11 protein-coding genes are annotated in these 12362 nt (G+C 72.2%); all 11 read left to right on the forward strand.

Annotation, left to right across the window (positions count from 1 at the left end):
• Positions 1 to 52: 52 nt before the first annotated feature.
• The 11 genes from ABZS66_RS18295 to ABZS66_RS18345 all read left to right on the forward strand — a co-directional run bounded on the left by ABZS66_RS18295 (position 53) and on the right by ABZS66_RS18345 (position 12350).
• The gene (locus ABZS66_RS18295) at positions 53 to 751 is read left to right on the forward strand and encodes a response regulator transcription factor (RefSeq protein ID WP_238009236.1); all 699 of its coding nucleotides are present in this window, start codon (positions 53 to 55) and stop codon (positions 749 to 751) included.
• Positions 748 to 1767 (forward strand): HAMP domain-containing sensor histidine kinase, encoded by a 1020-nt coding sequence (locus tag ABZS66_RS18300; protein ID WP_354759003.1) that lies wholly within the window; start codon positions 748 to 750, stop codon positions 1765 to 1767. The genes ABZS66_RS18295 and ABZS66_RS18300 overlap by 4 nt, the downstream gene beginning before the upstream one ends.
• Before the next feature lie 563 nt (positions 1768 to 2330).
• The gene (locus ABZS66_RS18305) at positions 2331 to 3815 is read left to right on the forward strand and encodes a DUF4153 domain-containing protein (protein ID WP_354759005.1); all 1485 of its coding nucleotides are present in this window, start codon (positions 2331 to 2333) and stop codon (positions 3813 to 3815) included.
• A gap of 141 nt (positions 3816 to 3956) precedes the next feature.
• Positions 3957 to 4346 carry a hypothetical protein gene (locus tag ABZS66_RS18310; RefSeq protein WP_354759007.1) on the forward strand — a complete coding sequence of 130 codons (390 nt, stop codon included), beginning with the start codon at positions 3957 to 3959 and terminating at the stop codon, positions 4344 to 4346.
• On the forward strand, positions 4343 to 6040 hold the full coding sequence (locus ABZS66_RS18315; protein WP_354759008.1) for a cation acetate symporter: 1698 nt from the start codon (positions 4343 to 4345) through the stop codon (positions 6038 to 6040). Before ABZS66_RS18310 ends, ABZS66_RS18315 begins: the two co-directional genes overlap by 4 nt.
• Positions 6041 to 6078: 38 nt before the next feature.
• The gene (locus ABZS66_RS18320) at positions 6079 to 6837 is read left to right on the forward strand and encodes an ABC transporter ATP-binding protein (protein ID WP_354759103.1); all 759 of its coding nucleotides are present in this window, start codon (positions 6079 to 6081) and stop codon (positions 6835 to 6837) included.
• Positions 6828 to 8558, forward strand: a complete 1731-nt coding sequence (locus ABZS66_RS18325) for an ABC transporter permease (RefSeq protein ID WP_354759010.1) — start codon at positions 6828 to 6830, stop codon at positions 8556 to 8558. Before ABZS66_RS18320 ends, ABZS66_RS18325 begins: the two co-directional genes overlap by 10 nt.
• Before the next feature lie 7 nt (positions 8559 to 8565).
• On the forward strand, positions 8566 to 9063 hold the full coding sequence (locus ABZS66_RS18330) for a flavin reductase family protein (RefSeq protein ID WP_354759012.1): 498 nt from the start codon (positions 8566 to 8568) through the stop codon (positions 9061 to 9063).
• 144 nt (positions 9064 to 9207) lie between these two features.
• On the forward strand, positions 9208 to 9552 hold the full coding sequence (locus ABZS66_RS18335) for a DUF485 domain-containing protein (RefSeq protein ID WP_354759014.1): 345 nt from the start codon (positions 9208 to 9210) through the stop codon (positions 9550 to 9552).
• Entirely contained in the window at positions 9549 to 11312 is a 1764-nt protein-coding gene (locus ABZS66_RS18340; RefSeq protein ID WP_354759016.1) for a cation acetate symporter, read from the forward strand. The genes ABZS66_RS18335 and ABZS66_RS18340 overlap by 4 nt, the downstream gene beginning before the upstream one ends.
• A gap of 69 nt (positions 11313 to 11381) precedes the next feature.
• Entirely contained in the window at positions 11382 to 12350 is a 969-nt protein-coding gene (locus tag ABZS66_RS18345; protein ID WP_354759018.1) for an NAD-dependent epimerase/dehydratase family protein, read from the forward strand.
• The last annotated feature ends 12 nt before the right edge of the window (positions 12351 to 12362 follow it).

Genomic DNA, 12362 nt, shown 5'->3' on the forward strand with positions numbered 1-12362 from the left:
CCTCCACATTCCCGACTGAGGGCCTGCACGTCGCACGAATACGCTGCGAGACATGAGCGGAGCAGGGGAGCGGCGCCGGGTGCTCGTCGTGGAGGACGAGCGGATGATCGCCGAGTCGATCGCGGTGCGGCTGCGAGCCGAGGGGTTCGCGGTCGACCAGGCACACGACGGCCCGGCCGCGGTCGCGGCGGCCAAGCTCCTGCGCCCCGACCTCGTCGTCCTCGACGTGATGCTGCCCGGCTTCGACGGCCTCGAGGTCTGCCGGCGCATCCAGGCCGAGCGCCCGGTCGCGGTGCTCATGCTGACCGCCCGCGACGACGAGAACGACATGCTGGTCGGGCTGGCCGTCGGCGCCGACGACTACCTGACCAAGCCGTTCTCGATGCGCGAGCTCGCCGCGCGGGTCCACGTGCTGCTGCGCCGGCTGGAGCGCCTCGCGCACGTCGAGCCGGACCCCGACGAGGCCCCGATCGTCCTCGGTGACCTGGAGATCAACCGGGCCCAGCGGCGGGTGACCCGCGGCGGGGTCGAGGCCCACCTGACCCCGACCGAGTTCGACCTGCTGGTCAACCTGGCGACGAAGCCGCGCACGGTACTGCCCCGCGAACGCCTGCTGGCCGAGGTCTGGGGCTGGGCCGACGCGTCGGGCACCCGCACGGTCGACAGCCACATCAAGGCCCTGCGCCGCAAGCTGGGCGCCGACCTGATCCGCACCGTCCACGGCGTCGGTTATGCCCTGGAGGCCGCATGAAGAAGATCATGGACCTGTTGCCGAGGCCCCTCGACCCGGTCCGCTCGATCAAGCTCAAGCTGGCGATCCTGCTGTTCGCGTCCGCGCTCGCCGGCCTCCTCGTCTTCCGGATCGGCATCGGCTGGATGCCGCCGACGACGAGCGCGATGGCCCTCACGGTCGGCCTGCTGACCTCGCAGATCCTGGCCCACGGCGTGACCTCGCCGCTGCGCGAGATGACCGCGGCCGCCCGGGCGATGGCCCGCGGCGACTACAAGGTGCGGGTCCGCTCCACGTCCCGCGACGAGGTCGGCCAGCTCGCCGCCGCGTTCAACCAGATGGCGGGCGAACTCGCCGCCGCCGACCAGCAGCGCCGCGAACTGATCGCGAACGTCTCGCACGAGCTGCGGACGCCGATCTCGGCGGTCCAGGCGATGCTCGAGAACATCGTGGACGGCGTCGCCGAGCCGGACCCCGCCACGCTCCGCACGGCGCTCGCCCAGACCGAGCGCCTGGGCCGGCTCGTCACCGAACTCCTGGACATCTCGCGGCTCGACGCCGGGGTGGTACCCCTGGACCGCGAGACCTTCCGCGTGGACGACCTCCTCCACGAGGTCGTCGCCGAGGCCGAGGTCAAGGCCACGGCCACCGGCAGCAAGGTCGACTACCTCACCTGCTCGTTCCCCGAGGACGCCCTGGTCAGTGCCGACCGGGCCCGACTGCACCACGTCCTGACCAACCTGGTCGACAACGCCACCCGGCACAGCCCCGAGGGCGGCACCGTGACCATCATCGGCCGCCGCGACGCACAGCACGTGATGATCGAGGTCGCCGACGAGGGCCCCGGCATCCCGCACCACGAGCGCGAGCGCGTCTTCGAACGCTTCACCCGCGGCGCCCGCCCCTCCGGCGGCGGCACGGGCCTGGGCCTGGCCATCGCCCAGTGGCTGACCCAGCTGCACGACGGCACGATCGCGGTGATCGAGCAGCCGGACGGCAACCCCGGCGCCCGCATCCGCGTGACGTTACCCGCCTGACCTTCCCGGATTTCGGTACCGCGGAGGCCATCGTCGGCCGCCCGCGCGCCCGCACGCCTTCAGGAGGCTTCGCCATGCCCGCAGTCGACCCGACGCCCCAGCCGGAACCCCCGGCCGACCCCGCCCACCATTCGGACAAAGTGGACCCACCGGCCGAAGCGCCGCCCACACCGCCGAGCCGAGCGGACCCCACCGAGACAGGCGGCGCCGGGACCCCGAGGGATACGGGACCCCCCGGCGCCGCCCCCAACCCCGCACCCGCACAGCCCGCGCCGCCAGCCACCCAACTCGTGCCCGCACAGGCTGCGCCACCCATCACCTCGGCCCCGCCGGCCGCCGCGGCCGCTCCACCCGCTGCCGGCCCATCCGCGCCCGCAGCCCTCACGGCGGTCGCGGCCAACCCGTCCACGGCGGCCGCCGCGGACTCGGCCCCGAACGGAGCGGCGGTCGCGACCAAGGCGCCGCCAAGGCCGCCGGCGCCCGGAATCCGGCCCGGACCTCCTTCGCCGCCGCCGCCCGGACGGCTGCCCGGACCTCCGCCGCCCGTGCTCAACCCGGCCCTGATGCGGCTCCACCCGCTCGGGCCGCCATCCCCCACGCTGTTCCAGCGGCTCTGGCCCGAGCGCGTGCCGGCCGCCACGACCGCCGCGCTCGTCGGCGGGCTGGTCACCGCGATCGTCGCCGCCGCCTCCGTGCCGCTCGACCGGCCCGGGCTCGGCTGGCCGATCGCCGGGCTGGTCATGCTCGTCTCGCTCGGGGTCGTCCTCTGGACGGGCGGCATCGGCCGCGTCGAGGCGACGGCCTGGTGCGTCGCGGCGCTTGCGCTGCTGTCGGTCGGTGCCTTCCGGGCCGCCGGCTGGCTGTTCTTCCTGTGCCTCATGGCGGCGTTCGGCTGCGTGGCCCTCGCGGTCGGGCGCGGCCGGCGGGTACCGGCCCTGCTCATGGCCGTCCTCAACGTCCCGCTCGCCGGCTTCCGCTCGCTGCCGTGGGTCAGCGCCGGGCTGAGCCGGCTCAAGGGCCGGGGCAACAACAGCGTCCTGCGCCTCGCCGCCTCGGCCGGGCTCGGCGTGCTGCTGCTGGTCGTGTTCGGCGCCCTGTTCGCCAGCGCGGACGTGGCGTTCGAGCGGATCGTGGACCAGGTCCTGCCGGAGCTCTCGGCGGCGACCGTCGCGCGGTGGATCTTCGTCGGCACGGTGTCGGCCTGGCTGCTGTTCGGCGCCGCGTACCTCGTCGACAGCCCCTCGTCGGTCGGTGACCAGGAGCCGGGCGCGCCGCGGACCGTGCGGCGGGTCGAGTGGCTGGTGCCGGTCGGTGCGCTGCTGCTGATGTTCGTCGCCTTCGTCGCCGTCCAGCTCACCGTGCTCTACGGCGACCGCGAGTACGTCATGGAGACCGTCGGGCTGACCTTCGCCGAGTACGCCCGCAAGGGCTTCTGGCAGCTGCTCGTGGTCACGCTGCTCACGCTCGTGGTCATGGCGGTCACCGTCCGGAAGGCGCCGCGCGTGACCGTCGCGGACCGGGTCCTGCTCAGGGTTGTGCTCGGGCTGCTCGCCGCCTGCACGCTCGTGATCGTGGGCTCCGCGGTGAAGCGGATGGACGTCTACGAGGAGGCCTACGGCTACACGCGCCTGCGGGTGTTCGTCACCGCCTTCGAGCTGTGGCTCGGCGCGTTGTTCGTGCTCGTGATGATCGGCGGCCTGGCCAGGCGGGCGCGCTGGCTGCCCCGGGTGGCGGTCGCGCTGTGGGTGGTCACGCTGCTCGGGCTGGCCGGACTGAACCCGGACCGGTTCATCGCGGCCGGCAACGTCGAGCGGGTGACGGCGAACAACGCCGATGTCTGGTACCTCTCCACGCTCTCCGCCGACGCCGTGCCCGAGCTGCAGAAGCTCCCGCCGGGCGCCCGCGAGTGCGCGCTGTCGGAGATATCGAGGGACCTCTACTACGACCGCGACGACTGGCGCGGCTGGAACCTCGCCCGCGAGCACGCGCGCGACGTGGCACCGAGACCGGTCGACTACGGCGACTACCCCTGCTATCGACGCTACTGAGTCGCGGTTTTCCTTCAGGCGACTCTCGGGCGCGGCCATCGCGCCCGGTAGCGGTGGAGCCTGGCGGCGCTAGGGCCGACGTTCAGACGGGGGACGTCGGCCCCTTGCGTTTGTTTCGGCGGCGTTGCGAGACTGCCGTCCATGGAGCCACCCGCACCGCGCGTCCGAGTGGTGCTCGGCGACGTGGCCCGCACGCGCATCAAGCCGGCGCGGACCCGCGCCGAGCTCGAGGAGCAGAGCCCCGTCGGAGAGGCGCTCGCGCGCGGCCTGGTGCGGGCCCAGTTCGCGGTGGCGATGCGGCTGGCCGCCGTCGTCGCCGTCGGGCTCGGCGGGCTGCCGCTGCTCTTCGCGGCCGCGCCGGCCGTCGCCCGGGCCGAGCTCTTCGGCGTCCCGCTGCCGTGGCTGCTGCTCGGCGCCCTCGCCTACCCGTTCCTCTACCTCGTCGGCGCGGCCTACGTCCACCTCGCCGAGCGCAACGAGCAGGAGTTCGTCGCGCTGGTCGAGGACCGTGGTGGGCAGCACCCGCAATGAGCTCGTACGCGCTGGTCGCCGTCATCCTCGTCACCCTCGTGACCGTCGCCATCGGCGTCTACGGGCTGCGCTTCGCCCGCACGACCTCGGACTTCCTGGTCGCGTCGCGGATGGTCAGCCCGACCTGGAACGCGGCGGCGATCAGCGGCGAGTACCTCTCCGCCGCCAGCTTCCTCGGTGTCGCCGGCCTGGTGCTGAAGCACGGCGTCGATGTCCTGTGGTACCCGGTGGGATTCGCCGCCGGCTATCTCGCCCTGCTGCTCTTCGTCGCCGCGCCGCTGCGGAGATCGGGCGCCTTCACGCTCCCCGACTTCTGCGAGGTGCGGCTCCGCTCGAAGCGGCTGCGCAAGCTGGCCACGGCGTTCGTCATGTTCATCGGCTGGCTGTACCTCGTGCCGCAGCTCCAGGGCGCCGGCCTGACCCTGCAGACGGTCACCGGCGCCCCCTACGCGCTCGGCGCGCTGCTCGTCGGCGTGGTCGTCACGCTCAACGTGGCGCTCGGCGGCATGCGCTCGATCACCTTCGTGCAGGCGTTCCAGTACTGGCTGAAGCTCACCGCGCTCGCCGTGCCGTTCGTGTTCCTGCTCATGCAGTGGCAGTCCGACGGCCGCCCGGCGCTCACCGCCCCCGACGGCCCGCGCTTCCCCGAATCGACGAACGTCGTCATCGACCACACCACCCGGATGACCGTGCACGAGCCGACCACGGTCATCGTGCGCGGCCGCCTGGACGGCGCGACGGTGGACGGGCCCGTCACGCTCGCGGTCGGCGAGCACGTCGTCACCGAGAACGCGACGGTGACCTTCCCCGCGGACTCGGCGGTGCCGCGGGTGGCGGCCGTCTCCGACGAGAACCCGATGGACTGGCTGCTGCCCGGCGAGCACACGCAGGGCCTGTTCGCGACGTACTCGCTGATCCTGGCCACGTTCCTCGGCACCATGGGCCTGCCGCACGTACTGGTCCGCTTCTACACCAACCCCGACGGCGCGGCCGCCCGCCGGACCACGCTCGTCGTGCTGGGCCTCGTCGGCGTCTTCTACCTGACCCCGACCCTCTACGGTGTGCTCGGTCGCGTGTACACACCGCAGCTGCTGATGACCGGCAACACCGACGCGGTCGTGCTGCTGCTCCCGGCCGCGGCCCTCGGCGGCGGCGTCACCGGCCAGCTCCTCAGCGCGCTGGTCGCGGCCGGCGCCTTCGCCGCCTTCCTGTCCGCCTCCTCCGGCCTGCTCACCAGCGTCGCCGGCGTGCTCTCCACCGACGTGCTCGGTCACGGCTCGGTCCGCGACTTCCGCCGCTCGGCCCTGGTCGCCGGGGTGGTGCCGCTGCTGCTGGCGCTGTTCGTGGCGAGCCTCGACGTGTCGCAGGTCGTCGGTCTGGCGTTCGCCGTCGCCGCGTCGAGCTTCTGCCCACTGCTGGTGCTCGGTATCTGGTGGCGCGGGCTGACCGCGATCGGCGCCGCGGCCGGGATCGTGGTCGGCGGCGGTACCGCGGCCTCGGCGGTACTGCTGACGGTCCTCGGCGGCCCGCTCGACGGCTGGGCCGGAGTGCTCACCACCCAGCCCGCGGCCTGGTCGGTGCCCCTGGCCTTCCTAGTGATGATCTTCGTCTCGCTCCTCACGCGGCACCGCTTGCCGTCCGGCGTCGGAGCGATCATGCTTCGCCTGCATGCGCCGGACGCATTGCGCATGTAGCGGGGGTGGCGAGGTTGACCTACGGTCGAGACGTGAGCGTGCCTGGTGATGGTGCCGCTCTCGCGTTGCGGGGGCTGACGAAGCGTTTCGAGGACAAGGTCGCGGTCGCCGGGGTCGACCTCGACGTGCCGACCGGGTCGTTCTTCGGCCTGCTCGGGCCGAACGGTGCGGGCAAGACCACGTCGCTGTCCATGGCGGTCGGCCTGCTGCGGCCCGACGCCGGGCATGCGTACGTGCTGGGGCACGACGTCTGGTCCGACCCGGTCGAGGCCAAGCGGCGCCTGGGCGCGCTGCCCGACTCGGCCCGGATGTTCGACCGGCTGTCCGGCAGCGAGCTGCTCGCCTACACGGGCCTGCTCCGCGGGCTGCCCCAGGACGTGATCGACACCCGGGCGGCCGAGCTGCTCGACGTGCTGGGCCTGGCCGACGCCGGCCGCACGCTCGTCGTCGACTACTCGGCCGGCATGAAGAAGAAGATCGGCCTCGCCTGCGCGATGCTGCACGCCCCGCGGCTGCTCGTCCTCGACGAGCCGTTCGAGGCCGTGGACCCGGTCTCGGGCGCGCTGATCCGCGACATCCTCATCCGATATGTCCGCAACGGCGGCACGGTGATCTTCTCCAGCCACGTGATGGAGGTCGTCGAGCGACTCTGCACGCACATCGCGATCCTCGCCGACGGCCAGATCAAGCGGATCGGCACGATCGACGAGGTGCGCGGCGGCCGCGAGCTCGAGGACGTGTTCGTCGAGGTAGTGGGCGGTCGCGTCGCGACCGGTGCGGAACTGTCGTGGCTGTGAATGACGGGCACATCCCCCCGCAGCGGCCCGAGCCGGAGCCGTCCGTGGCGGTCGGCGGCCCCAGGGTCAGCTACTTCGTGCGGCTCAAGCTGCGCATCATGCGCAACAGCCTGCGCCCCGGCCGCCGGCACGGCGACGATCAGAAGGCGCGCATCTTCAGCCGGTACGGACGGCTGATCCTGTTCATCTTCGGCCTGATCATGGGCCTGTGGGCGGCGGTGGTCGGGTTCGGGGCCTTCGCCGGCAGCAGCCTGGTGGACGCCGAGCTGCGCGCGCCGCTCGCCGCGTTCGCCGGCACCGCGGTCGTGCTCGCCTGGGTCTTCGTCCCGCTGCTGTTCTTCGGCGTCGACGAGACGCTCGACCCGGCCCGGTTCGCGCTGCTCCCGGTGCCGCGCCGCACCCTGGTGCTCGGCATGCTGGCCGCGGCGTTCGTCGGCATCCCGCCGATGGTCACGCTGCTGGCGACCCTCGGCTCGACGATCGGCGCCGCGTTCGACGGCGGCCCGGCCGCCGTCCTCGTGGCGGTCGCCGGCGCGTTCATCGGCATCGCCCTGTGCGTCGCCGCGAGCCGCGCGGTGACCAGCGCGTTCGCCCGCATGCTGCGCTCGCGCCGGGTCCGCGACCTGGCGGCGCTGCTCATCGCCCTGCTCGGCATCTCCTGCAACCCGATCTTCCAGCTGGTCTTCGCCGTCGTGCAGAACGGCGAGTCGAAGCAGTCCGCGGCGATCGGCGAGGTGCTGTCCTGGACCCCGCTCGCCGCGCCGTACGTCGCCTACATCGACGCGATCGACGGCCACTGGGCGCAGGTCGCCGCCCGGCTGCTGATCGGCGTGGCCGGCGTGGTCGTGCTGCTGTGGTGGTGGCTGCACACGATCGAGTCGGCGATGCTCGGCGTCTCCGACGGCCCGGGCGCGCGCAAGGGCGTGGTCACCGACCCACCCGTCCGCGCCTTCGTCCCGCGGCTGCTGCGGTTCGTGCCCACCGGCCGGTTCGCCGGCCTGCTGGCGCGCGAGGTGCGGTACTGGCTGCGTGACCCCCGCCGCCGGGCCAGCCTGATCTCGCTGCTGGCCGCCTCGGTCGTGATCCCGTTCGCGTTCACCTTCGGCGCGGGCGGGCCGGGCAGCCAGAGCTTCGGCGGCGGCGCCTTCGTCTACTCGCTGCTGTTCGCCGGCGCCTTCATCGGCCTGGTGCTGGTCAACCAGTTCGGCAACGACGGCACCGCCTACGCCCTGCACATGCTCACCAACGTGCCCGGCCAGGTCGAGCTGACCGCCCGCGCATTGGGCGTGGGCCTCCTGACGTTCCCCCTGCTCGCCGTCGGCACGGTCGCCGTCTCGATCGTGAGCGGCAACGCGGCGCAGCTCCCCGCGGCGCTCGGCGTCGGCCTGTGCGCGTTCGGCATCTCGGTCGGCGCGGCGGGGATCACGTCGGTCCTCGCGCCGTACCCGATGCCGGACTCCAACAACCCGTTCGCCATGAACTCCGGCCGCGGGAGCGTGAAGAGCCTGCTGTCGTTCGTGACCATGTTCGTCACGTGGCTGCTCACCGCGCCCCTGCTGGTGGCGTTCACGTTCCTGCCCGACCGCCTGACCTGGCTGCTCCTGCCGGTCGGGGTCGTCTGGGGCGTCGCGCTCGGCTGGACCGGCACCCGGGTCGCGGGTGCCCTGCTGGAGCGACGCGCGCCCGAAGTGCTGGCCGCGGTGACCCCGAAGAGGGCGTAATGGTGGGGTGAGCATCCACGCGTCGGACCCGTTCGCCACGCCCGAGGAGCTGCGCTCGCCGGTCCGCCGGCTGCGGGGCCGCCTGCCCGCCGCCGTCACCCTGTGGACGGCGAACCCGCGGAGCGGCCTGACCGTCTCCTCGATGCTCGTCGCCGACGGCGACCCGGGCCGGGTGCTCGGCCTCGTCGACGAGGAGAGCGACCTCTGGGAGGCGCTGGAGGCGAGCGGGCGGTTCGCCGTGACCCTGCTGGGCGAGGACGACCGGCAGCTGGCCGACCGCTTCGCCGGCCTCATGCCGGCGCCCGGCGGCCTGTTCGCGACGGGTGACTGGGAGCCGACCGACTGGGGCCCGGTCAAGCCGGGGCAGACCTGGGCCGGCTGCCGGCTGGACGGGTCACGGCCATATGGCTGGTCGCTGCTGGTCGAGGCGACGATCGAGCACGTCGAGCTGACCGGGTCGGCGGGCTCCGCCCTGCTGCACGAGCGGGGCCGGTACCGCCGGTAAACGGTGTGACGGGTGTCACCCGGCGCACCGATCCTGCCGCTGGGCGCACCGCTGGGCACGGTCCCACGCGGAGATCTTCACCGATGCCTGCCGGGTTCCTACGGTGCCCGTACCCACACCCCCAACGGCAGGTGGTGATCCCCCATGAGCACCGAGACACCGGTGCCCGCGGGCACCGACGAGAACCGATACGTCGAGGTCGCCCGCACCCCGGAGTTCGACACCCTGCGGCGCACCCTGCGCCGCTTCGTCTTCCCGGTATCCGCCGCGTTCCTCGTCTGGTACGCGCTGTACGTCCTCCTGTCCGCCTACGCCCGCGACTTCATGAGCACCAAGGTCGTCGGCCACATCAACGTCGCGCTGATCTTCGGGCTGCTCCAGTTCGTGTCGACGTTCGTCATCGCCTGGCTCTACGCGCGGTACGCCGATCGCAGGATCGACCCGCTCGCCGACGACCTGCGCGCCAAGATCGAGGGGAGCCCGGAGTGAACGAGACGTACCTCGCCGTCTCCGCGACCACGACGCGCACGCTCACGCTCACGCTGTTCGTGGTGCTGGTGGCGGTAACCCTGGCCATCACCATCTGGGCCAGCCGGCAGACCCGCAGCGCGGCGGACTTCTACGCCGGCGGCCGCTCGTTCACCGGCTTCCAGAACGGCATGGCCATCGGCGGCGACTACATGTCGGCGGCGAGCTTCCTGGGCATCGCCGGCATCATCGCGCTGAACGGTTACGACGGCTTCCTGTACTCCATCGGCTTCCTGGTCGCCTGGCTGGTGGCACTGCTGCTGGTGGCCGAACTGATGCGTAACTCCGGCCGGTACACCATGGCCGACGTGCTCGCCTTCCGCATGCGGCAGGCGCCCGTCCGTACCGCCGGGTCCATCTCCACGGTCGTGGTCTCGATCTTCTACCTGCTCGCCCAGATGGTCGGCGCGGGCGCCCTGGTGGCGTTGCTGCTCGGGATCAAGGCCGGCGACACGTTCCTCGGCATGAGCGCCGAGACGGCGAAGATCATCACCATCGCCCTGATCGGCGTGCTCATGATCGTCTACGTGACGGTCGGCGGCATGAAGGGCACGACGTACGTGCAGATCGTCAAGGCGTTCATGCTGATGATCGGCGCGCTGCTGCTGACCCTGCTGGTGTTCGCGGCGTTCAAGTTCAACCTGTCGAACCTGCTCGGCGAGGCCGCCGCGAAGTCCGGGCGCACCCCGCCGGAGTCGTTCCTGCAGCCCGGCCTGCGCTACGGCCGGGAGTTCGCCGGCAACGCGGCCGCGACGCTGGCCAGCAAGCTCGACCTGATCTCGCTCGGCCTGGCCCTCGTCCTCGGTACCGCCGGCCTGCCGCACATCCTGATCCGGTTCTACACGGTCCCGAACGCCAAGGTCGCCCGCAAGAGCGTCGTCTGGGCGATCGGCATCATCGGCGTCTTCTACCTGATGACGCTGGCCCTCGGCTTCGGCGCCGCGGCGCTGGTCGGCCGGCAGGCCATTCTCGCCCAGGACCCGGGTGGCAACACCGCCGCACCACAGCTCGCCGAGGCCCTCGGCAAGCGGTACCTCGGCGGTGACTTCGGCGGATCACTGCTGCTGGCGGTGATCGCGGCCGTCGCGTTCGCGACGATCCTGGCGGTCGTCGCCGGCCTCACCCTCGCCTCGTCGTCCTCCCTCGCCCACGACCTCTACGCCAACGTGGTCAAGCGCGGGCAGACGACGGAGCGGCAGGAGGTCGTCGTCGCGCGGTACGCGGCCTTCGTCATCGGCGCCGTGGCCATCGTCCTGGGCATCTTCGCCCGCAACCTCAACGTCGCCTTCCTGGTGGCGCTGGCGTTCGCGATCGCCGCGTCGGCGAACCTGCCGGCGATCCTCTTCTCCCTCTTCTGGAAGAAGTTCAACACCCGCGGGGCGACCTGGGGCATCTACGCCGGCCTGCTCTCGGCGGTCGGCGTGGTGCTGCTCAGCCCGATCGCCTGGGGCGGCGTCAGCGACGCCCGCACCCCGGCGACGCTCAACGCGGCCCAGGCGAAGACCTGTGGCGTGGCGCAGGACTCCAAGGCGGTCTCCAACCCGACGGCGCTGTTCAGCTGCACCACGGCCGCGCCGATCCCGCTGGAGAACCCGGGCCTGATCTCGATCCCGATCGGGTTCATCTTCGCCGCACTGGGCGCGCTCACCAGCAAGGAGCGCGACCCCGACAAGTACGCCGAGCTGGAGGCCCGCTCGCTCACCGGCGCGGGCGCCCACTAAAGGCAGTGTGCCCGGGACCGGGGCACCGCCGATCCCCGGTCCCGGCACACCTTCGCTAGGCTGTTGTTCATGGTCGTTGCGCAGCGTTACGGCGAGGGACACCGGATCCTTCTCACCGGCGGAGCCGGTTTTGTCGGGTCTCACCTCGCCGATGCCCTGATCGCCCGGGGAGTGCAGGTTGTCGTGGTCGACAACTTCCTCACCGGCAGTAAGGACAACGTCGCACACCTCGTCGACCACCCTCGATTCACGCTCGTCGAGGCCGATGTCAGCGAGCCGCTGCCGGCCGCCGACGCGCTCGCCGGCCGGTTCGACGCGATCATGCACTTCGCCTCGCCGGCCAGCCCGACCGACTTCGCCGACCTGCCGGTGCAGATCCTGCGGGTCGGCTCGGTCGCCACCCTCCAGTTGCTCGACCGCGCGGTGGCCGACGGCGCCCGGTTCATCCTGGCGTCGACGTCCGAGGCCTACGGCGACCCGCTGGTCCACCCGCAGCCCGAGACCTACTGGGGCAACGTCAACCCGATCGGCATCCGCAGCGTCTACGACGAGGCCAAGCGCTTCGCCGAGGCGGCGACGATGGGCTACCACCGCCGCCACGGCGCCGACGTCGGCATCGTGCGGATCTTCAACACCTACGGCGAGCGCATGCGGCCCGACGACGGGCGAGCGATCCCGACCTTCATCTCGCAGGCCCTGCGCAACGAGCCGATCACCGTGCACGGCTCCGGCACCCAGACCCGGTCGATCTGCCACGTGTCCGATCTCGTGCGCGGCATCCTGCTCCTGCTCGACTCGACCGAGACCGGCCCGATCAACTGCGGCACCGAGCACGAGATGACCATGATCGAGCTCGCCGAGTCGATCGTGCGGCTATCCGACAGCACGTCCCGCGTGGCGCTCGTCGCCCGCACGGCCGACGACCCGGAGCGCCGCCGGCCCGACCTCAGCAAGGCCCGTGGACTGCTCGGATACGAGCCCGTCATCGGCCCGGAGGAGGGCCTCGGGCGCACGGTCGCCTACTTCCGCGGCCGGTAACTCTCCCCGGAT

Source organism: Dactylosporangium sp. NPDC005572 (genome assembly GCF_040605515.1).
In the GTDB taxonomy this organism is placed as follows: domain Bacteria; phylum Actinomycetota; class Actinomycetes; order Mycobacteriales; family Micromonosporaceae; genus Dactylosporangium.